General features: G+C 42.1%; 22 protein-coding genes. 16 read left to right on the forward strand and 6 right to left on the reverse strand.

From position 1 onward, the window contains the following. Positions 1 to 128 precede the first annotated feature (128 nt). Complete coding sequence (locus L4D09_RS13715; RefSeq protein WP_428458074.1) at positions 129 to 1,031, forward strand: LysR substrate-binding domain-containing protein; 903 nt, start codon at positions 129 to 131, stop codon at positions 1,029 to 1,031. 40 nt (positions 1,032 to 1,071) lie between these two features. Here the strand turns inward: L4D09_RS13715 and L4D09_RS13720 are convergent, their stop codons facing one another. Further along, the gene (locus L4D09_RS13720; protein ID WP_428458075.1) at positions 1,072 to 1,935 is read right to left on the reverse strand and encodes a MurR/RpiR family transcriptional regulator; all 864 of its coding nucleotides are present in this window, start codon (positions 1,933 to 1,935) and stop codon (positions 1,072 to 1,074) included. A gap of 252 nt (positions 1,936 to 2,187) precedes the next feature. Here L4D09_RS13720 and L4D09_RS13725 point away from each other — a divergent pair, with 252 nt between their 5' ends. The 11 genes from L4D09_RS13725 to L4D09_RS13775 all read left to right on the forward strand — a co-directional run bounded on the left by L4D09_RS13725 (position 2,188) and on the right by L4D09_RS13775 (position 12,229). Beyond that, positions 2,188 to 3,420, forward strand: a complete 1,233-nt coding sequence (locus L4D09_RS13725) for an ABC transporter substrate-binding protein (RefSeq protein WP_428458076.1) — start codon at positions 2,188 to 2,190, stop codon at positions 3,418 to 3,420. A 42-nt stretch (positions 3,421 to 3,462) separates the two neighbouring features. Continuing rightward, positions 3,463 to 4,332 (forward strand): carbohydrate ABC transporter permease, encoded by an 870-nt coding sequence (locus L4D09_RS13730; RefSeq protein ID WP_428458077.1) that lies wholly within the window; start codon positions 3,463 to 3,465, stop codon positions 4,330 to 4,332. Further along, on the forward strand, positions 4,319 to 5,161 hold the full coding sequence (locus L4D09_RS13735) for a carbohydrate ABC transporter permease (RefSeq protein WP_428458078.1): 843 nt from the start codon (positions 4,319 to 4,321) through the stop codon (positions 5,159 to 5,161). The genes L4D09_RS13730 and L4D09_RS13735 overlap by 14 nt, the downstream gene beginning before the upstream one ends. A gap of 9 nt (positions 5,162 to 5,170) precedes the next feature. Then, the gene (locus L4D09_RS13740; protein ID WP_428458079.1) at positions 5,171 to 5,929 is read left to right on the forward strand and encodes a glycerophosphodiester phosphodiesterase; all 759 of its coding nucleotides are present in this window, start codon (positions 5,171 to 5,173) and stop codon (positions 5,927 to 5,929) included. Further along, the gene (locus tag L4D09_RS13745; protein ID WP_428458080.1) at positions 5,926 to 7,029 is read left to right on the forward strand and encodes an ABC transporter ATP-binding protein; all 1,104 of its coding nucleotides are present in this window, start codon (positions 5,926 to 5,928) and stop codon (positions 7,027 to 7,029) included. The genes L4D09_RS13740 and L4D09_RS13745 overlap by 4 nt, the downstream gene beginning before the upstream one ends. Positions 7,030 to 7,270: 241 nt before the next feature. Then, complete coding sequence (locus L4D09_RS13750; RefSeq protein WP_428458081.1) at positions 7,271 to 7,738, forward strand: DUF2846 domain-containing protein; 468 nt, start codon at positions 7,271 to 7,273, stop codon at positions 7,736 to 7,738. Positions 7,739 to 8,185: 447 nt separating this feature from the next. Further along, the gene (locus L4D09_RS13755) at positions 8,186 to 8,920 is read left to right on the forward strand and encodes a glucose 1-dehydrogenase (protein WP_428458117.1); all 735 of its coding nucleotides are present in this window, start codon (positions 8,186 to 8,188) and stop codon (positions 8,918 to 8,920) included. Between the two features lie 201 nt (positions 8,921 to 9,121). Then, positions 9,122 to 9,754, forward strand: a complete 633-nt coding sequence (locus L4D09_RS13760; RefSeq protein WP_428458082.1) for a LysE family translocator — start codon at positions 9,122 to 9,124, stop codon at positions 9,752 to 9,754. 147 nt (positions 9,755 to 9,901) lie between these two features. Then, complete coding sequence (locus L4D09_RS13765) at positions 9,902 to 10,486, forward strand: sugar O-acetyltransferase (RefSeq protein WP_428458083.1); 585 nt, start codon at positions 9,902 to 9,904, stop codon at positions 10,484 to 10,486. A 446-nt stretch (positions 10,487 to 10,932) separates the two neighbouring features. Next, a complete protein-coding gene (locus L4D09_RS13770) occupies positions 10,933 to 11,307 on the forward strand; it encodes a RidA family protein (protein ID WP_428458084.1) in 375 nt (124 codons plus the stop codon). A gap of 373 nt (positions 11,308 to 11,680) precedes the next feature. Next, positions 11,681 to 12,229 carry a porin family protein gene (locus L4D09_RS13775; protein ID WP_428458085.1) on the forward strand — a complete coding sequence of 183 codons (549 nt, stop codon included), beginning with the start codon at positions 11,681 to 11,683 and terminating at the stop codon, positions 12,227 to 12,229. A 45-nt stretch (positions 12,230 to 12,274) separates the two neighbouring features. Here L4D09_RS13775 and L4D09_RS13780 read toward each other — a convergent pair whose 3' ends face one another. Together L4D09_RS13780 and L4D09_RS13785 are read right to left on the reverse strand one after the other, a co-directional pair. Beyond that, positions 12,275 to 13,216: a DUF3179 domain-containing protein gene (locus L4D09_RS13780; protein ID WP_428458086.1), complete on the reverse strand. Its 942-nt coding sequence runs from the start codon at positions 13,214 to 13,216 to the stop codon at positions 12,275 to 12,277. Positions 13,217 to 13,307: 91 nt separating this feature from the next. Next, entirely contained in the window at positions 13,308 to 14,111 is an 804-nt protein-coding gene (locus L4D09_RS13785; protein WP_428458087.1) for an AraC family transcriptional regulator, read from the reverse strand. A 180-nt stretch (positions 14,112 to 14,291) separates the two neighbouring features. Here L4D09_RS13785 and L4D09_RS13790 point away from each other — a divergent pair, with 180 nt between their 5' ends. After that, complete coding sequence (locus L4D09_RS13790) at positions 14,292 to 15,146, forward strand: MBL fold metallo-hydrolase (protein WP_428458088.1); 855 nt, start codon at positions 14,292 to 14,294, stop codon at positions 15,144 to 15,146. 210 nt (positions 15,147 to 15,356) lie between these two features. Then, the gene (locus tag L4D09_RS13795; RefSeq protein WP_428458089.1) at positions 15,357 to 16,322 is read left to right on the forward strand and encodes a DUF4382 domain-containing protein; all 966 of its coding nucleotides are present in this window, start codon (positions 15,357 to 15,359) and stop codon (positions 16,320 to 16,322) included. Between the two features lie 79 nt (positions 16,323 to 16,401). Here the strand turns inward: L4D09_RS13795 and L4D09_RS13800 are convergent, their stop codons facing one another. Next, positions 16,402 to 16,887, reverse strand: coding sequence for a GlcG/HbpS family heme-binding protein (locus tag L4D09_RS13800; RefSeq protein ID WP_428458090.1), 486 nt, complete (start codon positions 16,885 to 16,887; stop codon positions 16,402 to 16,404). A 192-nt stretch (positions 16,888 to 17,079) separates the two neighbouring features. On the opposite strand from L4D09_RS13800, the gene L4D09_RS13805 reads away from it, so the two are divergent. Together L4D09_RS13805 and L4D09_RS13810 are read left to right on the forward strand one after the other, a co-directional pair. Further along, a complete protein-coding gene (locus L4D09_RS13805; RefSeq protein WP_428458091.1) occupies positions 17,080 to 17,757 on the forward strand; it encodes a response regulator in 678 nt (225 codons plus the stop codon). Next, complete coding sequence (locus L4D09_RS13810; RefSeq protein WP_428458092.1) at positions 17,735 to 19,153, forward strand: sensor histidine kinase; 1,419 nt, start codon at positions 17,735 to 17,737, stop codon at positions 19,151 to 19,153. The genes L4D09_RS13805 and L4D09_RS13810 overlap by 23 nt, the downstream gene beginning before the upstream one ends. A 30-nt stretch (positions 19,154 to 19,183) precedes the next feature. Here L4D09_RS13810 and L4D09_RS13815 read toward each other — a convergent pair whose 3' ends face one another. After that, entirely contained in the window at positions 19,184 to 20,950 is a 1,767-nt protein-coding gene (locus tag L4D09_RS13815) for a DUF1501 domain-containing protein (RefSeq protein WP_428458093.1), read from the reverse strand. A gap of 5 nt (positions 20,951 to 20,955) precedes the next feature. Then, entirely contained in the window at positions 20,956 to 22,458 is a 1,503-nt protein-coding gene (locus L4D09_RS13820; RefSeq protein WP_428458094.1) for a DUF1800 domain-containing protein, read from the reverse strand. Positions 22,459 to 22,683 lie beyond the last annotated feature (225 nt).

Genomic DNA, 22,683 nt, shown 5'->3' on the forward strand with positions numbered 1-22,683 from the left:
TACGAAAACGATTGGTCTAGAGAGTGAAAACTGGATAAGCATCGGGTTTTTGATAATAAAATTGTAAGTGGCTTGCGATGGTTAAAAAAGCGAATAATATTAACTAAAACTGTTAGAAAAACTTACTAATGAGAAAGCTCGTACCGCTTAAATCTATCTATGCCTTTGTTGCCGTTGCCGAGACAGGAAGTATGACGGAGGCGGCAGAGCATCTGAATGTCAGCCACTCCGCGGTGAGCCAGGCGATTAAAGCGTTAGAGAGTCAGCTGAACATTAGGTTGTTTCGTCGAGTAGGACGACGAGTCGAGCTAAATCAAGATGGGCGTCGTTACTATAGCAAGGTGGCACCAGCGCTGACGCAAATAGTTGAAGCCAGTGAATCGCTAGCCAATAAAGGGCAAGGAAACCGGTTAACCCTAAACATGGTTAACTCACTTGCTTTGCATTGGTGGATCCCTAGAGTGTCAGATTTTCAGCATCATGCCCCCAATATTGATATTCGAATTTCTAACATTATTCATGTCTTCGACTTGGAGCATGAAGGGGTCGATATCGCACTGATTCACGGTCAGTCGGATGACTGGCAGGACTACCATTGTGAAAAATTAGGTGACGATGAGTTGATCATGGTGTGTAGCCCGCATTTAATTGAAGGGAATGAGGATATTTCCCCTGCAGAGCTATTAGCACAGTTTCCGGCTATTTTTACCACTAATCCAAGGCGTAAAAATGACTGGCAAGTTTGGTGTGATGCCAATACTTTAGTGGTGCCGAGCCAGCAGCGTAACTTAAGCTTTACCGCGTCGGTACAAGCGGTACAGGCAACCATTCGTCGTTTAGGGGTGCTGATCACCCACAAGCAATTTGTGCGTGACGATATTAAGCATGGCATGTTAGTACAGGTTGGCGAACCAGTATTGAACCCGCACCATAGCTTTTATTTTGTCTGCCAGCCTGAAAAACTGAAATTGGAATCGGTATTGACGCTGCGAAATTGGTTAAAGGCTCAATTTATCCAACTGCTATCTTAATCGTTGGGTTAATCGGATATCAGGCGTTGAATATCATTCGTTAACTTTCTAATGCTCGGATCATTTCAAATCGGCGAAGCCCCTGTATAACTCTTTCTTCTGCTAATACCGTTAGGTTACGAATGATCGCGTTACTGATGACTAAAGGGGGACTGACAGATTTAGTTCCTTTAGTTTCCCCACGGTAAATACGCAGCAGCAATAAGTCTTGGGGAACAGTCAGTGAACTGAGATCGCTAATGCCGATGACCTGTAACTGCAAGTTTCTGGCTATCTTGATCAGTTTCTCGGTCATTTCACTCATCGTGTTATTGAAAAATAAAATGAGGACATCTTCGGGTTGAGATGTTGTCAGGCATTCAGCAAGTTTAGAACGGCCTAATGAAACCGTTGCAGTATCAATACCGGAGCGGTTCAGTCGACGTGAAAAATGATTGGCGACGCCTTCAGTATTGTCCTGACCATTTATAAAGACTTTATTCGCCGACAAGATTAGCTGGCAGGCTTCATCTAGCAACGGTTGCGATATTGCACTGGTTATTAGTTTTAGGTGTTCAATCTCTTGGTTGATGGTGGATTGTAGTACCGAACCTTCCATCTGTGACAGGGTGTGTTGATGACGATCACTCGCATCGACAGATTGATTAGCAAACTTAATTAAATACTGTTTGAGCTCAGGATGACCTCGAAACCCTAATTTTTGTGCAAGCCTGACTAGGGTTGATGGATGGACATAAGTTGCTTCGGCAATTTGTTTTCCACTGTGCCCAGCGTGGTCTGTATTTGCTAGATAATAGTCGATGACTTTAACTTCTGATTTGGTGAGCTTACCTTCTACGCCCACAATAAGTTGTTGAATGGCATTGCGAAATTTTACTTGGTAATTGATTTGTTTATTGTTCATTTCATTCACGATGAATAGTACATTTACGCTGAATATAACCAGTTTAAATGACGGTTAAATGTCAAAATTGCAAAATTCATCCAATTGCAACTTTGATTGCAAAATATTAATTTCGCCAATAAACATATATTTATCTTTCTTCTGCAATCGTTGCAAAGCTCTTTTCAACGAACATACGAATTACTGAAACAGAAATGTCATTTTATTTGCTTAGCATACTTCGCAGTTTTTCAGATAACCACGGAATGAATCATGAAACTGCGCCTTTCAGCATTGGCATTGTCGTTTGTAGCGGCAGGTGCGATAGCTAACCCTGTACACGTTGAGCTTTGGCATAACCAATCTGGTGATGCCGAAGTTGTATTGGAAAATATCATTAACGATTTTAATTCTTTGCATGACAGCATAGAAGTTAAAGCGACTTATAACGGTAGTTACTCAGATATTATTACTAAGCTTCAAGCATCTATTCCTGCTCGCCGTAATCCTGAAATGGCAGTGCTTGAGGTGACACAATACGGTGTTTTTGCCGAGGCTGGTGTGCTGAATGATCTTAATGGTTATTACGACGAGAACACAGCGTTCACTGAAGAGCTTCAGCCATTTGCGTTAGAGATAGGTAATTATAAAGACGGTAATTACGTGATGCCGTTTAATTCTTCGACACCACTAATGTATGTGAATAAGTCGTTGTTAGAAAAAGCGGGTTATGAATCTGTTCCAGTGATGACATCGTTTGATGAAATTTTGGATGTTGCTAAGACAGTACAGAGCGAACTGGGAGCGGACAACGTTTATGGCATAAATACACCAAGCCAGTTCACTCGTTTTGGCTTGGTAATGCAAAACGGTGGTGATTGGGTTGATGCCACAACAAACCAATCAGGCTTAGCAGATGAAGCTACGATTGAAGCCTTCCAGTGGATGGGGGATTTGTACCACAAGCACCGAGTGGCTTCCGCTGAAAGTGTTACTGACGAGAAGATGGTGAAACAACACTTCAGTTCAGGCCGTGTTGCAATTCATTTTGACACCACTGGTAACCTTGGTGACTACAAGCGCTTGCTCGGTGATGATTTGGTTGTATTACCGATGCCTTGTACGGTTGAATGCCGTGTGCCAATCGGCGGTGCTGGTGTCGGCATGATGGCGAATATTAGCGATGATAAAAAAGCGGCCTCTTGGCAATTTATGGAATATTTAGCACAAGTAAATACGAGTGCGACTTGGTTTCAGCATACGGGTTATATGCCTGTAAATAAGCACGCGTTAGAAACAGACTCGTCTAAAAAACTGCTTGAAGAAAACCCTGATTTTGGTGCAGCAATGGAGCAGTTACCAGTGGCTCAAGGGCGAGCTCGTCCACCTGCAATGGCGTGGATCCGAGCGCAAGAGCAAGGTATTTGGGAATCAATTGCGCTAGGCCAGCAAAGTGCAGATAAAGCCCTGAAAGCGTTTAACCGCCGAGTTGAATCTCGCCTTTAATTATTGAATTGGCGGAAGCAATTCCGCCTATAAAGCAAAACTATGAAAAGAATAGCACCTTATTTATTTGTACTACCTTGCTTATTGCTTATAGGTATATTTACGTATTGGCCGATAGTTTCGTCCTTTATTTATAGTTTTCATAGCTGGAATTTTCTAAGTAATGACATGCCCTATGTCGGGCTGGATAATTACAAAGAATTGCTGTCTGGTGATGAATTTCGAAATTCACTCTATATTACTTTGATATTCGTAGTGATATCCGTCCCTGTCAGGTTAGGACTCGCTCTTTTATTAGCTAACTTTTTAGTTAATGAAACCAAGCTTGTCCGCTTTCTACGTGGCGCATATTTCCTGCCGTCAGTGACATCGACTGTGGCTATTTCTGTTATCTGGAGCTGGATATTCGCGACTGATTTTGGGCTGATTAACAATATATTATCAGTGTTTGGTGCTGAGAAGGTTACTTGGTTGCAGTCACCAATGTTAGCCCTTTGGGTTGTTATTATAGTCAATACCTGGAAACAGCTTGGCTATGACATGGTCATTTATGTTGCTGGTCTGCAAGCGATCCCCAATGAACTATATGAAGCATCTCAGGTTGATGGCGGTAAAAAGTGGCATGTATTTAGACGCGTGACTTTCCCACTTGTGATGCCAACGACGTACTTCTTGTTGATTATATCTGTTGTGGAGTCATTCCAGATTTTTACCATCGTAAATGTCATGACAAATGGCGGCCCTGCATTTGCCACTGATATGTTGGTTAACTTGTTGTATCGCACTGGCTTTGTGCTGTTTGATATAGGGCAAGGTTCAGCCTTAGCTGTGATTTTATTCATTATGTTGTTGATATTAGCCATTGTGAAATCGAAGTTGATTGGTAAGAAGGTGCATTATGAAGGCAGTTAAAGCAATCCAACTAGCGCCAAAGAAAACGCGTTGGTCACTATCGATGGTTATCCTAACCGCGATGGGCTTAATGTTTTTGTTCCCGATAGGCTATGGTGTCTTCCTGTCATTTATACCGTTTGATTCATACGCTTCTGGACAGCTTGGGTTCTCATTAGAGAATTACGTTTACGCTTTTACTGAGATGAACTTTCCGCTTTATTTGCTCAATACAGCTATCGTTTCAATAGCGGTTACAGTTTTAAGCCTAACCGTCTCTATTTGTGCTGCGTATGCGTTTAGCAGAATCGAGTTTAAAGGGCGTGAGGTATTATTTTGGCTGGTGGTTGCCACGTTAATGGTACCCGGGCATATCAGTTTGATCCCGAACTACCTCAATATGGCGAAAGTTGGGCTGTTGGATAGCTATTGGACATTGATATTGCCATCTATTGCGAGTGGTTTTGTTACGTTCTTCTTGCGCCAGTATTTCAAGGGTATTCCCAAGGCAATGGATGAAGCCGCATGGATCGATGGTGCTAACCACTTGCAAGTACTATGGAAAGTGATTGTACCAATGGCACGCCCTGCTATTGCAGCGATGGCGTTGTTTACCTTTCTTGGTGAATGGAATTCATATATCTGGCCTTTAATTGCTACAGATAGTGAAGAAGTGCGCACACTTCAGATTGCATTATCACGGCTTTATGCCAGTGCAGCCGATGATGGCATGGTGAACTGGCCGCTAGTTATGGCGGGAGCGACGCTGACCATGTTACCTACATTGCTGTGCTTTAAGTTAGTCGAAAAACACTTGGTCCGTGGTATTGCCATGGGCGCGTTAAAGTAAGAGATGAATATGATGAAATCACAAATCGCTTCACACCGTGGTGGCACACTGGTTTGGGGAGAAAACTGCCGTCGTGCATTTGAAAATACGCTGCGATTACCTGTTGAATTAGTTGAGTTTGATGTACATCCAACGAAAGATGGAGTGGTGGTTGTCCACCATGACGCAACACTGGATCGTACAACGGACATGACAGGCCCCGTTAATGATAAAACATGGCAGGAATTAGCAAAGGGAAGCGTGAACTATTCTGGCGGTCAACGAATCATGACGCTAGAAGAGCTATGTGAGTTATACCGTAGCAGCGACATTATCATGCGACTAGAAATAAAAGCCGATGTAAATAAAGTACCTTACGCTGGGCTTGTCGATAGCGTACTGCAGATCTTGCAGCGAACAGGCATGATATCGAAGACTATTATTTCGTCATTTAATTGTGAAGTACTTGCAGAGCTAGCTGAAAAAGCCCCAACAATGTTCACTATATGGCTGATGGCAAAGAACTCATCACGGCTATTGGGCACTGACATAATGATCGATCTAGCTCAATCTTTGTGTGTGAATGAGGTTTCGGTTCATGTTACTCAGCTTGATAAGCAAACTAAGCGAGCCGTGGAAGCAAGTGAATTAAAGTATGGATGCTATGGCGCGCATACTGCTGAATTGATTCAAACTGCGCTTGATTATGGTGTTCATGCCTTCACGACAGATCGTCCCGATATGGCGATAAAACTCCGAGAAGCCTTTATGTTGGAGAAAAAATCATGACTGCAATTGCATTACAGCACGTAGATAAGACTTACCAAGAAGGCAATCAGGTTGTCTTTGATGTAAATATGAAGATAGAAAGCGGCGAGTTTATAGTGATCGTAGGGCCTTCCGGTTGTGGTAAGTCGACATTGCTGCGCATGATAGCTGGGCTGGAAGAGATCACTGGCGGAGACTTGATCATTAACGATCAACGCATGAATGATGTGTTACCACAAAACCGTGATCTAGCTTTTGTCTTTCAAAATTATGCCCTATATCCACACCTGAGTGTCAGGGATAACATTGCGTTTAGCCTAGAGCTGCGTGGTGTTGATAAGCGTACTCGCCATCAACGCGCAGAAGAAGTTGCAAAAACGCTAAGGCTACAAGAGTACTTGGATAAGAAACCGGGGCAACTTTCAGGTGGCCAGCGACAACGTGTCGCAATGGGGCGGGCTATTGCACGTGATGCGGGTATTTATTTGATGGATGAACCACTTTCAAATTTAGATGCTGAGCTTCGAAACTCTATGCGTGCACAGATTAAACAACTGCACCGTAATCTTGGTAATACCACTGTTTATGTTACCCATGATCAGATCGAAGCTCTGACATTGGCAGATAAGATTGCGGTGATGAAAGGTGGCGTATTACAGCAATTTGCTAGCCCTGAAGAAATTTATGATAACCCTGCTAATGTGTTTGTTGCCTCGTTTATTGGTGCGCCACCAACAAATATAATGCCATTGCTGGTTGAAGGGGATCAGGCTGCGCTGATGGAGAGTATTTCAATAGGCATTGCTTCTGATAACGGTCTATCTGGTGGAGTGTACAAATTGGGTATTCGTCCCGATAAAATGACGATTTTGGAAGCCAGTCAATCCAAAGATGTGCGTTGGCAGACCTCGGTTGATCTTGTGGAAACGACAGGCAGTGACCGTATTATTCATTGCTCTACGAATGGCTATAAATTCTTACTTTGTGTTGATCGTCAATACCGTATCCAAGAAGGTGAAACGATTGACGTTGGTTTCAACATTGCTGATGCATTATTGTTTGATGGTAAGACAGAAGAAAGAATATACACGAACTTAAAGCAGCTTGAACAAGCGGCATAACAGCTCATTCTGCGATTAGTATTTTAAAAGTAGGCTGCCTTGGTAGCCTGCTTTTTTATTTGTTGTGAGTTTTCACTATAGGAATTAATCATCTAGCTAATGCTCTTTCTCCATTGTCTCGGGTATGGATCTATGAATGTGTAGTGCGCCGCATTTATCGTATTTGTTTTTTTAGATTTATTTTAAAAGCAGATACCTGTTTGTACTATTTCTTTCTCGAGGTTATTACAAGGAAAGTAGTATGAATAAGAAATTATTATTAAGCCTAATGTCAGCAATGGTAATGACGGGTTGTGCATCAGTACCGACGGTTTCTGATTCACAGTCAACAAAGGCGAAAGAATTCAACATGCCTTCAGAGGGGAAGGCGGGTATCTATGTCTATCGAATCGACAGTGTTTTTGGCGCAGCGTTAAAGAAAGATATTTATATTGAAGATGAGTGTATTGGTGAAACGGCACCGGGCGTATTTTTCTATCATGAAGTTGAAGGTGGGAAAAACCAGACAGTATCAACTGAGTCAGAGTTTTCAGCTAATGAAGTAAGCTTATTAGCAGAAAGTGGACAACTGTATTTTATTGAACAGTACATGAAAATGGGGGCATTTGTTGGCGGTGCAGGCTTAAATAAAGTGGAGTCTGACGTTGGCAAATCTGAGGTTATAAAGCTCTCGATGGCAGAAAAAGGCACCTGTAGTAACCAAGGCTAACCGTTTGAAGTGAATAGGAATACGAAGCTGCCGAACGATGTAGGTGTATCTTCATCTATACTGCTCCATAGGTGCAGCCTCGTATTTCATTATTCAACTAAGTAAGTTTTAATTGTTTCTTCCACTTAACTTTTACCGGCATAACTATTATCCCTTATCCCTTATCCCTGTTACCTTCACGCTAATCTTTCTAGTTCTCGAGTGTCAGTTTTACCTTGTGATTCTCTTATCTTATTGATGTTTTTATATCGGAATGAGCATACGTGTTGAAAAGCCATTAAAAATGGAAAACTATAAGAATATCGTGTGTTTTCTTTAATTAACAACTGCTTATAATCTTTGTTAATTGTACTGGAAGGGGTGATCTTGATGGTTAACCGTGATTAAATGCATAAGGTTACAACCTGGCTTCTATAAGCAAAGGCATAAGCACAAGGAATCGAGATGATGAGCAAAAAAGTGGTCGTGGTTACTGGGGGCAGTCGAGGGATAGGTGCTGCGACAGCGAAATCTTTAGCTGCAAACGGGTATGCCGTTTGTGTTAATTACCGTGTAAGGGAAGCTGATGCGCAAGCGGTTGTTGCTGATATTATTGCTGCTGGTGGACAGGCTATAGCTTGCGCTGCTGATGTTGCTAGTGAAGAGGACGTTATCCGTCTTTTTGAACAAACTGAGCAGCAGCTCGGTAGGGTGACTCATTTAGTTAATAACGCGGGAATGCTACTGACCCAAACACCTTTGGTTGATATTAGCCTAGAACGTTTCAACACCATTTTGACCACGAATGTGACCAGCTGTTTTCTCTGTTGCCGTGAGGCCATTAAGCGTATGCCTGATGGCGGAGCGATTGTGAATGTATCTTCGGCTGCTGCTAGAACTGGGGCGCCAAACGAATACATTGATTACGCAGCCTCAAAAGGGGCAATGGACAGCCTAACCAAAGGACTTTCCATAGAGCTTGCTCCTAAAGGGATCCGAGTTAATAGTGTTCGACCTGGTTTTATACATACCGAAATGCATGCAGATGGTGGAGAACCCAATAGAGTTGAACGGTTAAGCCCGCAAATTCCGTTACAGCGTGGTGGGACATCAGAGGAAGTAGCGAATGCTATTGTATGGCTACTATCTGATGAAGCCAGCTATGTAACGGGTTCATTCATTGATTTAGCGGGAGGGAAATAGAGGCGCTGAAATTAATCGTCAGATAAACATAGGTTTATTGCGGACTATAGGTACTTCCATTTATAGCGGTATATCATAGCGTTGTGATTTTGGACTCATTAATCGCTCTAGCAAGTGATTATCATCGCCAAATATTAGTAAATACGGTTAGAACGTACAGCGGCTTAGCAGCTTAACAACTAAATAGAGGGATGACAGGGAATGGAGTATGGGGTTGTTATCGCCCATGTGGTGGTGATCTGGGTTTTGGCTGTGATGACGCCAGGTGCGAATGTCTTGTTAACGATCAATACCGCGTTGAACCATGACAGAAGTTTGGCAAGGTATTCAGCTTTAGGTGTGAGTTTAGCTATTTTGCTATGGGCCTTTTTCGGAGCCTCTGGCTTGATGGTGATATTAACCCTCTATCCGCAGTTGTTTACTGTGATGAAAATCGTTGGTGGTTGTTACCTTGTATATCTCGGATTGAGTCAACTCTACCGCACTCGAAAGCAACGTAATCTATTAGAGGCTGGAGAGCCATTTGTTTATCAGCAATCACCGACTAAATTGAAGTTAACCTGCACGGCATTTCTGACGAGCATATTAAACCCGAAGACTGGTTTTTTCATTGTCAGCTTGTTCAGTGTATCTGTACCAAGGGATATCAGCGTGGCCATGATGCTCAATATTATGATAATAATGGCTTCTATCACCCTTATCTGGCACTTGTTCTTGGCATATTCCTTTTCACACCCATTGGCAAAGCAGGTCTATAAGAAAATCTCATCAGTTGTTGATTACATTACTGGCGGTTTATTCACCTTGCTTGGCGCAAAAATTATGCTCTCGTAATCAGTAGATGAAGCTCGCATGATTACCATCTGCACTGAATGTGACGAGCTCAACTCTTTTCAACATAAAAAGCCAATAATCAGAGATCTTTGCTGGATAAAATACATAATAAAACCGTTAATTTTTTTAGGTGTATTAGGTAGAAGAATGGCGTTGTCTGAAAAAGAAAAAATGATCTCGGGGCTAATGTATCAAGCGTGGGATGATGTACTGGTAAAAGAACGGCAGAAAGCTAAGAAACTATGTTTCACGCTTAATCAGACTTGCCCAACTGAGAAAGAGACTCGTCAGGGGGTGATTAATGAGTTATTTGGTCATGAGAGTGATGCATGGGTTGAGTCACCATTTTATTGCGATTACGGCTATAACATTCAAACAGGTAAAGGTTTTTACGCTAACCATGGTTGTACGATTTTAGACTGTGCGCCGATAATCATTGGTGACAACTGTCTATTAGCCCCTGGTGTAGTGATTGCAACGGCTGGTCACCCTCTCGATCCTGTTGAACGAGCTGCGGGTGAAGAGTTTGCGAAAGCAATTACTATTGGCAATGATGTTTGGATTGGTGCTAATGCGACAATCTGCCCTGGGGTAACGATTGGTGATAATGTGGTAATTGGTGCTGGAAGCGTTGTGGTAAAAGATTTACCGCCGAATACCGTATGTGCTGGCTCTCCAGCGAAGCCGATTCGTACACTGAAGGTTGGTGAGAGTAAAGCTGAGTTAGCTTAAGCTCAGATCTTATCTTTATAAACGCCAGTGCTTTTTGCGCTGGCGTTTTTTTGCTTGTCGATTAAATTAAATGCCGTTTGCATCTGAAATATGGCAGGCAATAAATCCAACACTAACAGCGATTGTGGGTGTGCAAATAACAAAGCAAGCAACTCGCAAAACTAGATCTTGCACTTTCATTATTGCTAATCCTTTTGCATTAAAATGATCTTTTCCAGTATTGTAATGATTGAAACAAAATAGTCGCCTATTTTGACACTATTTTACATTTTAAATGACAGCTGCTCGCCTCAATGTGTAACGTGTTTCTTATTGGTATGAATAAAACCTGATTTATGGAGAAAAAAATTCCACATGACTTGTATATTAGAAGAATACTGAGTAAACATTTCCCCAGTTAAGTAGGTAATATTGCTGCTATCTGAAGCGATATACAGGGAACTACAATGACGAAAACGATTAATACGGCTAATGCGCCAGCAGCGGTTGGCCCTTACGTTCAAGCTAAACTTATTGGTAATATGTTAATTACTTCTGGTCAACTACCGCTGAACCCTAAAACAGGCACAATGCCTGAAACGGTTGAAGAGCAAGCGAAACAATCTCTCGCGAATGTTGACGCTATTGTAGCGGAAGCTGGTATGACAAAAGTAAATATTGTTAAAGCAACGGTATTCGTTAAAGATCTGAATGATTTTACGGCAGTGAATGAGGTTTACGCAGATTTTTTTGGTGACAACTGTCCTGCACGTAGTTGTGTGGAAGTTGCACGATTACCGCTTGATGCTAAAGTCGAAATTGAAGTTATCGCGGTTAAGTAATTAAGCGTAGACACCATGAAATAGGGAGCTTTGGCTCCCTATTTTGGTCATAAATTAAATATTTAGTGACTTTATATCCAAACTGAAAAACGGTTGTTTCTATTAAAGGATTTATATCTAAAGTGGCGATGTCTTTCAAATTTAAAACAAGTGCGAGCGTTTAATTACCTTGCCTACAACTGAGCTTTAATTACTAAACTTTTGTATAAATTACATACAAGCAAATAAAGGTTTAGGTTGTTTTCTTATGTCATATTTTTGTTATTTTCATCTTTTGAACAGTATTTTTTTATTGAACTAGTAGATAATCCTTTCATTCGTTGAGGCTACCTAGTTATAGCCATCACTCAATTCTCTACTTTAAGTTCTATATATGATCCAACAAATTATTAAAATAACAGCAGTGTTTTCACTAATTGCAATGTCATCGATAGCGAATGCACACCACTATGATTATTACACGGGTCCAAGGTTTGGTATTGGTGTATCTAGTACAGACTTCGGTAGTATTGATACCGATTCAGGTATTAAGTTCGAAGGAGGATATGACTTTAACCGTATTGTGGGTATGACGCTTTCTTATGAGCAGTCTGATTACGATTCTCGTGATGAAGCACTTGATTTCGAAACTTTTAAACTGGGTGCCGATTTAGGTTATGCATTTCAACTGACTCATAGTATTTCAATGAAACCTTATGTATCCGTAGGCTTTCATCACTCAAAAGAAGACTATTATTGGTGCTCGAAAAAGCACTGCTATCAAAGTAGCTACAGTGATACAAATACTTACTATGGCATTGGCTTACGTTTAGTTGCAGGTCCATTATATTTTGATGTTTCTAATGAAGTATTAAATTATGACATTGGCCATAAAAATTATAAGCCGGAACAAGTGGCATTGACTGTTGGTTTAAAGCTTTAATTAGTTGTATTCTTTTCGCGATTAAAATCGCGACTGCGTAATGAGTTACTCTGTTGGTGCTTTATATAGTAGGGTGTCGGGGTAAAATGCATACCAAGCAAACCAATAGAGTAATGTGGATGAGACCTGTTTACCTTCTTTATCTGTCACCCAAGCGGATTGACTCTTTTTGTCAAAATGAACTGTGATCTCTTTCCCTTCAAATGAATAGGTGAACTGCGCTTTCCCGTATTTATAGAGTTCAGAGAATGGAAATGCAATAACACGATCTTTGCCTTTAAAACCCATGACTGTTTCTTTAGTCGAGTAGGTACTCGGTGCCTTATTGGCAACGGGGAAAAATAATTGTGGGGAACGTTGATAATCGGCATATGGGTTTTGCTGATAGTTACGTCTGAATCCTGTATCGGTTGATAGCACCAATGTTTCTGGATGCATAGCTTGCCAACGCTGCCATTGAGTAAGTGTTAAAGGAATTTGTGTGAGGCGTTGGCCTGCTGAAGCGCCTGTAATCGCTTGTCCTCTTATTTGCGACCAAAGCGATTGGGTTTGGTGGTCGTAAAGTAATACATCTGAATTATAAAGTAGGCCGGAAACACCAAACGTTAGATTTCGACTACTCAATGTCGCATTGAACGCCATGCCTGAGCCGCATAATGGGCAATAGCTGATTACAAAATGGTGACCATTTACTTTATCGTTAACCACTTCATGCCAATCCATGATTTTAATCGGATAGGCTCTGTGTTGACCATTGAGCGAGAGTCCTAAGATTGGGTCGTGTGACTTCAGGTAAGTTGCTTGGCTCGCTGAAATAAACGTGGGGTTAAGAATCGCTGGAATTCCATCTTTGCCTGGGCCGCCAGGTAAGATTTCAGTAGTCGGTATGATGGATCTATCTAAGGAAAAGCCGTTAAGCGATGCAGCATGCATGCCTAACGGCAGAGTGAAGATAAGTCCGTATAAAATTAGAATGAGCCGCTTCATTTACCCCTCCATCGCGCTATTAATACAGACCGAACAATAGAAGGGAACTTTCAAAGCCAAGTGAAAAAGTTCTCGCGATATGTAATCGAGGTTATTTTCCTGACTGCTCTATTGCCGATGAAAACTTTTGGCGATATTGCTCTGGGGTGCAGTGCGCATGTCTCTTGAATAGGGTAATAAATGGTGAAGCTTGGTGATAACCCAGCGTAAGAGCAATTTCTTTTACAGATAAGCCCTTACGGAGTAAATGCAATGAGTAAACAAACTTACGGCGTTGGCGCCATTCAGTAAAGCTCATACCGAGCTTATCCTGACAATGGCGGGCGAGTGTTCGTTCTGTTGTGTGTAACTCTTCCGCCCACTCTTTGAGGCTTTTTTCTGTCGTGGGGTTAAGTTCAAGATCTTTTAGAATAGGTTTCAATAGCTTGTCGTTGGTGTTCGGCAAAAACTGTTCGTGTTCTTTGGCTTTGTAAACCTGGTCTAATAGGACTTTAACCAAGCGTTGATCTTCCTCGGTTTCAGGGACGGTGATCCGACGTTGTTTAAGATCGGTAACAATCGCTTCCATAATCGGGGTCACCTCAAGTAAACATGGATAGCTCGGCAGAGGCGCTGCAAGCGGTTTAATGATATTCATCGAGCAATAATTCATGCTACGACGCATGTAACTTTCATGCTCAATCCCCGCAGGCACCCATACCGCATATTGTGAAGGGGATAGAAAACGCTTCTTCTCAGCGCGTAGCTCTAAAATACCGCCATTGATAAGCTGCAGCTGTCCCCAGGGATGAACGTGGCTTGGTGTTGTCGTGTTTGGTAGGAAAACCTCATGACCGAAAAAAATCTCACCGGGTGGATTATCGTTATCAAAAAGAGGCTGATAGATTTTCGTCATGATGGGCACTTGTTAATTGTTGAATGTGTCAGGTTACGATAATTCAGAAGTTGTATAAAGCTGTGATTTAAAAGCCCCATCGATAGGACCTTGGTAAAGAGGGGGCTGTGGGGGATGGTTAAGCGCATTGCCAACTACACTTAGCATTGCAACGGTTACTAATTTTACGAAGGTGAACTTATGGCGGCTCATATTCAAGCGTTTTATCATACTTCGACATCGACAATTAGTTATGTGGTTTTCGATCAGGAAGGTGGTCACTGCATTGTTATTGATAGCGCCCTAGATTTTGATTTCAGCTCCGGTGAAGTTAGTGCTGAATTTGCCGATCAACTAGTTGATTTTATCGAGGTTAATGACCTGACAATCGTTTGGATTTTAGAAACCCATGCCCATGCTGATCACTTATCAGCAGCAAGCTATTTGAAAAAATGTCTGGGTGGAAAAATTGGTGTTGGGCAAGGTATTGATCAAGTTCAAGAATACTTTAAGGCCAGTCTTGATCTTGGGGATGATTTATTTAGTGCTGGGCATGATGGCTTTGATCATCGCTTCGTTGATAATGAGGTGTTTTCATTCGGTCACTTAGCCGGAAAGGTACTTTCAACCCCTGGTCACACGAGTGATAGTGTTACTTACCTTATTGAGGGTAATGCTTTTGTTGGTGATACCATATTTATGCCAGACTTTGGCTCAGCAAGGTGTGATTTTCCAGGAGGTAATGCAGAGCAGCTATATGACAGCATTTCGCTGTTATATCAATTACCGAATGAGACTATTTTGTGGATGTGCCATGACTATCAACCTGGTGGTCGGGAGCTTAGGTACCAAGTCACAGTGTCTGAGAGTAAAAAACAGAATGTACATATTCCTAGCACAATGGCGAAAGACGAGTTTGTTGTATTTCGTACCCAACGTGATGCCCAGCTAAATGTACCTAAATTGCTTTATCCCTCTGTTCAAGTAAATATTCGAGCAGGGCAATTACCGAATGGTTACTTTAAAATCCCTTCAGTAAATTCATTAAAAAGATGAGATTAACTTGACCTGATATGATGTGGCATTTATTTATTTTTTTATAGAGGGGTAAATAAGTGCTTTTGTGTATTTATATCTAGGCAATATTAAAAATTGATTTAATAGAATAAGTTCCATATTAAATGTCAGTTTCATGTCAGTATTAATCTGGCATATTGAAATGGATAAAATAAAAGCTGTAAAGTTGCTCCAGACTTGGAGATTATCATGACCTTTTATAAATCATTATCGGTATTAGCAACAGCAGTGTTGCTTTCTGCCTGTGGTGGCAGTAGCTCAGACGAGAATACACCGCAAACGGCTAAAGTTTCATTCAGTGTTTCAGATGCACCAGTAGATTCAGCTTCTGAAGTCGTTGTTGCCTTCGATAAAATTGAATTAAAGCATGAAAATGGTAAATCTTATATCATTGATGTCGACACTGACGATCAAGGTAATGATTATCAACAGATTGATTTGTTAGACTATCAAGGTACTGATGCTGCACTCATTATTACCGAGGAAGAGATTCCGGTTGGTAGTTACAAAGAAATGATCATCCACACCAAATCAGGCAACATGAACTGGGTTGAAGATAATGGAACCCATAATCTAAAAATCCCAAGTAATAAATTAAAACTTGGCGGTTTTGAAGTAGACACTGAAACAGTACAAAGCTTTACCATCGAATTTGATTTACGTAAATCATTAGTTCTTCGTGGAAATGGTAATAACAATAATGGTTACAACCTTAAACCTCATGGTATTACGATCATAGATAACAGTGCAGCCGCTTCTTTGTGGGGAAATGTCGATCCAGCTTTATTCTCTGCTGGCATTGATTGTGATGCTAACAGCGGTAACTTTGTTTATTTATATGAAGATCATGGGCATGATGGTGAGCCGTTAATTGATAATGTTGATATTCATGACCCTGATTACGATCAAGATACGGTTTTACCCGAAAATGCCGTTTTCCCTTATGCATCAGTTTCAGTAGACGATAATGGCGATTATGCATTTGGTTATATTCCAGCAGGTAATTATACCGTTGCATTTACTTGTAATGCAGTTTTGGATAACCCTATTCAATATGATGGCGAAATTCAAATTGCGAACCCAGAAAACCAGCGCTTTGAAATTATCTTAGATAAGATGCAAGAGAAAATCTTCAATTTTAAAGAGATCATCTAGCACCTTTAAATGTTCTTGTAAAAACAAAGCCCAGCGAATGCTGGGCTTTGTTGTATTTGTACTATTGATTACTCTTGTCTTACTTCATCACTGTTTTAATCGCAGCTTCAGCACAAATGACATCAAGGTGGCCGCCTGGTGCGCCACCGACACCAATCGCGCCTACAATCTGACCTTTATACTCAACCGGTAGGCCGCCAGCCAGGAATAGCAGGTTGTCGTCCATATCACGTAGTGGATCCATCAACGGTTTTTCGGCGACTAGCTTCATAAGGTTGGCCGTTGGTTGCTTCATGCTCACGGCGGTAAAGGCTTTCTGGCGTGAGCTCTCTAGGGTGTGTGGGCTAGCATTATCGTAACGAAGCTGGGCTTGAACTCGGCCAGAAACATCGACTACCGTTGCAGACACGTTATAGCCATCTTTGGCGCATTGACCTACAGCTGCATTGGCTAACTCGAAGGCTGTCGCCGATGATAGCTGGGTAATTGTCGAGATTTTGTCGTCTGCCAATACAGAGCTTGAAGCGGCTAGTAGTGTTGCGGCAAGTACAATATTCAATTTCATGATCTTTCCTTAATCGGTTTCAATAATTAGGTTGTTGTATTGATTCTTTGAATTAGATTCGTTGTTGCGATGAGATAACAATATCCGCCGAGAATTACTGCAACCTTGTCGAAACATTACATGTTTGTAATGAAGTGAAATGTTGTCATCATGTAGTATCGTAAAAAGGAATGGTGGTAAGCAGGATGCAAGATGAATATTTTAGTGATCGAAGATGACAGCCATATCAGCAATTTTTTGAAGCAAGGCTTTGAAGAAATGGGGTTTAATGTTAGCTGTATTGCCGATGGTAAGCAGGGTTATATGCTGGCGACACAAGATGAGTTTGATTTAGTCATCTTGGATTTGATGCTACCGACTTGGGATGGTATGGATGTATTGCGTCGCTTGCGAGGTGAAGGTTATCAAGTTCCTATTATTATTTTGAGTGCTCGACACTTGGTTGAAGAGAAAGTCCAAGGCTTGCAGTCGGGAGCCGATGATTATCTCGTGAAGCCGTTTGCTTTTGCTGAACTTGCTGCTCGCTGCCAAACTTTGCTTCGTCGTCAAATGCCGACCAATAGCCAGAGCCAATTAGTTTATAACGATCTTACCCTTGATCTCCTTACCCGAAAGCTTTTCCGCCAAGGAAAAGAAATTCTGCTTAAGCAACGAGAGTTCGATTTGCTCCAATTATTAATGCAGCAACCTGAGCGGGTGTTTTCGAAAACTATTATTTTAGAAAAGATATGGGGTTACCAGTTCAATCCGCAAACCAATGTGGTCGACGTTTTAGTCTGCCGTTTGAGGGCACAGGTTGACAAAGGCTTCGCACAACCTTTGATCCACACCATACGTGGGGTAGGTTATGTCCTTAAGTATGAGAGCTGAACAATCAACCCGTTTAGCCCAGCGGTGGTTATTTGGCCGTTTTGTGGCAACCGTAACCCTATGCTTTGTTGTTATTTTGCTCGGGATAGGTCTGATGCAGGTTTACTCTCTGGATGGTGTTGATAAAAAACTACTCACTTCAATGGGGGAAGAATATCAACGGATTTTGAAATATGAGTCGGATGAAAAACTAATACATGTACTCGAAGGTAACCCTGAACGGCTAATCGAAAATGCTATTACCGCTGTAGCCCTCAGCCAAAATAAAGAAGCTACCCCGCAGTATATTGCGGGTGCTAAACAACAAAATATCGACATTGCCCTCGATTATTACCAGCTTGATGCACGCAGCTGGTATCAGTTACTGATTGAGCCCCATTATTTGACCTTGCAGTTAAATGGACAGCAACAAGATTTTTGGCTGATTTTAAATGTTCACCCGCGTCTACATCTGCTGTTTATGCAGTGGTTGATTATGGTGGGTGCATTGGCACTGCTATGCGCGATGATCTCATTGATCGTCTGGCGCTTGTTGGCATCGACATTGTCACCGATACATAAGTTAGCGAAAACATTGGATCAAGCAAGTGAATGGGCGGTCGCTTCACCGGAAATAGGGGTGACTAAAGCAGAAGATAGGCTGTCAGTATTGAACCATAGCCTTGAACTGGTGCACGGTCGCCTGCAGGCGACTATATCAAGTATGGATAATACGTTAGATGCTATTGCCCACGACTTAAGAACACCGCTTTCCCGAATTATATTAAGCACAGAGAAAACATTAACAGGCACGACCCCACCATCAAATGAACAGTTAACTAGCGCCTTATCTGATTGTGCCGAGTCAGCCCAGCAAGCGAGTGATATGCTCAATACATTGATGAAAATTAATGATGAAGCAGCAAGTAAATCTTCGATTGTTTATCAGAACGTTAATTTATCTCAATTGATAGCTGAGGTTGCTTCTTGGTATGAAGAGTTAGCAGAAGACCGGTCAATGAGTTTGGATCTGTCTGGGCTTAAGCCCTGTCAGGTTGAAACGGAACCTAACCGATTGATGCAAATTATTGTTAACCTTATCGACAATAGTTTTAAGTATACGCCTGAAGGCGGGATGATTCGTTTAGCCTGCGGGGATCAAGGTACCGAGGTATTTTTGAGTGTCGGCGATAATGGTGTCGGTATTGCGCCAGAACATCATGAATTGATTTTTAAGCGCTTGTACCGAGTTGATCAGAGCCGAACAAAGTCGGGCTACGGCTTGGGACTTGCGATGGTAAAAGTGATGGTAGAGTCGCTTAAAGCGAGGATTAAAGTCGATTCAGTGCTTGGTGAAGGGGCGACGTTTATGCTCCACCTTCCTAACAAGAAACGCGATAAAAAAGCAGGGCCTTAACGGCCCTTATAATTGAGAATGAGTCAGGGGTTAAACACCCCACACTTCTATTTCTTGGAAGTTATTCCAGCCCACCCAGCGGCCGCCTGCGGGATCATTATTGCCATTACAGGTTAAGCGAACATATTTTACGTTTGCTGCTGTCATTGGGAAGCTAATCAAGCCAGTTGTTGTTCCTGGTGTGACGATACTCGAAAGGGTACTAAAATTGGTTCCATCGCTACTTACTGCGATATCAATAAAGTACTGACGCATATCGCCTTTGGCTTGCGACCACTTGAGCTCACTAAGAGTGGCAGGAGTTTCGAGTTCAAGGGTATAGGTTATACCCTCTCCATGTGCTGTCCACTTAGTCACACTGTCGCCATCGACTGCCATTTCAGGCGTGTGATCAACCCGTGTTTCAGATGCAGCTACTGCAGCAATGGCTAACTTGGCTGGCACTGCTGGTGGTGTAGAGGCCTCGCCTAAAAATCCAAGGTAGCGGCTGCTAAATGGGTTTTCATTGGCTGGGTTTAAGCTCGGGAAAATATAGTCAACACTGGTGTCAGAAAGACCAAACCATTTACACAGTGTTGCGGCTAACTGTTCTGATGATGTTGATGGGATGAATTTATTGCCATTGGCATCTATACCATCACGGATAAACTCAGGGTAGGTACCGTAAGTTTTCCCGCCGTTGACTGCACCACCTAGAATTAGTTGATTACTGCCCCAGCCATGATCTGTTCCGCGGTTACTGTTATTTTCAATGGTTCTACCGAAGTCTGACATTGTAAAAGTCGTCACTTTGTCGTGTAAACCCTCGTTATCCAGTGAACGGTAAAAAGCGCTTAAAACAGTATCAATTTGTGCGAGTAGATCGTCATGTTTACCACGTTGGTTGCCGTGGTTATCAAAACCGCCGAGAGTAATGAAAAAGATCTGACGTTGGTGGTTGAGTTCTTGGCTGGCTTGCATCATCCGCTTCACCATACGGCATTGATTGCCGAGGTAACCAGCCGGAATTGACTCATCAGCTGGGTAGGAATTCATGACGGCATCGAGTTCACCTTGAAAATCAATAACACCTTGCAGACGAGACAAATATGCACGGGAGAACTCAGAGCCGTAAGGGGCCTCTACCATTTTTGTCACATTGTTATTAAGGGTGCCTGAATGGCCTAAAGCATCCATTGCCCTAACACCATCACTGCTAATACGAAGATCTTGGTTGTTTTGCCCTCCTAACAATGAATTGCCAGACATCGATAGGCTTTCAGAAACAGTCGCAGCTTCATTGGCTAACAAGTCCATCATCATGCCAGCCCAGCCATATGAATGGTATTCGGTGTTATTCCATGCCACTTGCCATGCTTCTTGCTGTCTGTTGTGTGCACCAAGGTTTGGCGGTTTTTTTACCGAGCTTAAATTAGCGGAATTCGTGGGTTCTAATAATGTCCCCACATTGACGACGGCAGTTGCAGCTCCGTCAGCCATCATCTGGGCTATATTAGGCATGCTGCCATTGATGGATAAAGGCTGTCCTGATTCAGTGTTAGGTATATTGAGCATTTCAGCGTTGGTGAGGTGAATGTCAGGGCGAGCTGCACTGTAGTTGTCGTAGTTTGCGCCTGACGTAGGGACAATCATATTAAATGAATCGCTACCACCATAAAGGAACAGGCAAACAATCGCTTTATAGTCACCGCTCTCTGCTGCAAAAGCGTTATGGGGTAAGGTAAGTGATAAAGGCAGGGCTGTTGATACCGATGCGATAGCTGAGCCTTTTAGAAATTGTCGACGGGATATACTCATATTTATCACTCCTGAACCATGAAACTAGGGGAAGCTAACGCGAAGAACACCATTTTAGGAACTGCCCAATATTTTCGGTCATGGATGTCGTAAATATTGCTGATACGTTCCTCTAGTTCAGGCGCCATAGTGCCGTGTAAGAATCGGTCTTGGATAAGGCTCATTAATGCCGCTTTGTCTTCGTTATTCGCGGCACCTTCCATATCAACAGGGGCAACATACATTTCTTGTTTATTGTTAGTTTTGTTCCTGTCTTGCCCATAATCTAAGACGGTACGATAGATTACGTTGCTAACTTTTATAATTTGTGTCCAGTCAATCAGTTCAAGTTCAGGGGCAGTTAACCCTGCATCCATCAACTCACCCTGAGGGCTATGGTCTGGTGAATAAAAGTTAAAGACAGAGGGTGAACCCAAAGGATACTGCCCAAAGGTTTCTTGATAGTTCATTGGGTTATAGATAATGTCGCCATTTTTTCCTGGATAAGCATCCATAGCACGATAGAAGTAGGTCATTGCCAATATAGGCTCTCTTACCTTCGCCACATGAAGATCATTCTCTTTTAATACTTCATCATCGGTTAAAATGGCTTTTATGACCTCACCGAGATCACCCGAGGTATTGCGGAATACAGATGCCACACGCGCAACATATTCAGGTCTTGGGTTTGATGTGACAAAGCGTTTTATGAGTAATGTACTAATAAAAGGCGCTGTATTGGAGTGGTTCACTAACATATCTAATGCTTGGTCTAGCTCGGCTTCTGCTCCAACCCCAGCGGGGAAATAATTTCCAAGGATATTTTTTTCATCCATATCATGGGAATCATCGTAAGCAACCATTGGCTCAGACATGCTGCTGCCACTCATAAACCACCCTGTGAATACGCGTGCCATACCTTCAATATCTTGGTCATCATAGGTCGGGATAGGTAGCCCGTCTGAATCAAGCTTTTTAGTGCCATCCAAGTTAAGCTCTTCAAGCCCTATAGTAAAAAGCTGCATCACTTCGCGGGCGTAATTTTGATCAGGGTTAACCCCTGTCTGACTTTTTGGCAGGTTACCTACCATCGTTAGGAAGTGGCCCATAATGGGGGATCGCGTTACATGATAGAGTAGCGTTTTGTAATCGCTGAATGCGTATTGAGTGAGAAGATCATAGTAATTCGCCATTTCTGCAGGGTAGGGCGCTAACTGAGCATCACGATCGCCGACAACCACAATTTGGCTGAGTGCAAAAGCCATCCTTTGACGTAGCTGATCTTCACGCCATAGCGCAATATCAAACCAAGCACACACACGCATTTCTTGCGTTAGGGTTGATGTTCCTCGTTGTTGTGCTTGATAATTGAGTTGCTCGGTGTGATTAGCAAATGGAGCACTTAATTGTGCATCAATCCAACTTGCTCGGTTATCGAGTGCCATAAAGGCTTCTACTTCACCTTTTTTTATTCCCATTGTTGCCATATCCAAAAATCTGGATGACTGGCGATAAGTTAATCCTTCCATAGAGCAACCTCGTGTTTGATAAAATCATACTCAGCTTGGTTCATATTCGATGGGAGGGTAAATTAATACATTAACTATTTTTGATACTTATGATTCCCTGTTGGAATATAATGAAAATGAATTGAAAATGGTTTAATTGGTTGATTGGAATGATCTTATTATAAAATTAAGCTGAAAATTTTATTTGTTGTGGTGTTTGGTGGCTTATTACGTCATATTTCGCAT

Source organism: Photobacterium makurazakiensis (assembly GCF_050336715.1).
In the GTDB taxonomy this organism is placed as follows: domain Bacteria; phylum Pseudomonadota; class Gammaproteobacteria; order Enterobacterales; family Vibrionaceae; genus Photobacterium; species Photobacterium makurazakiensis.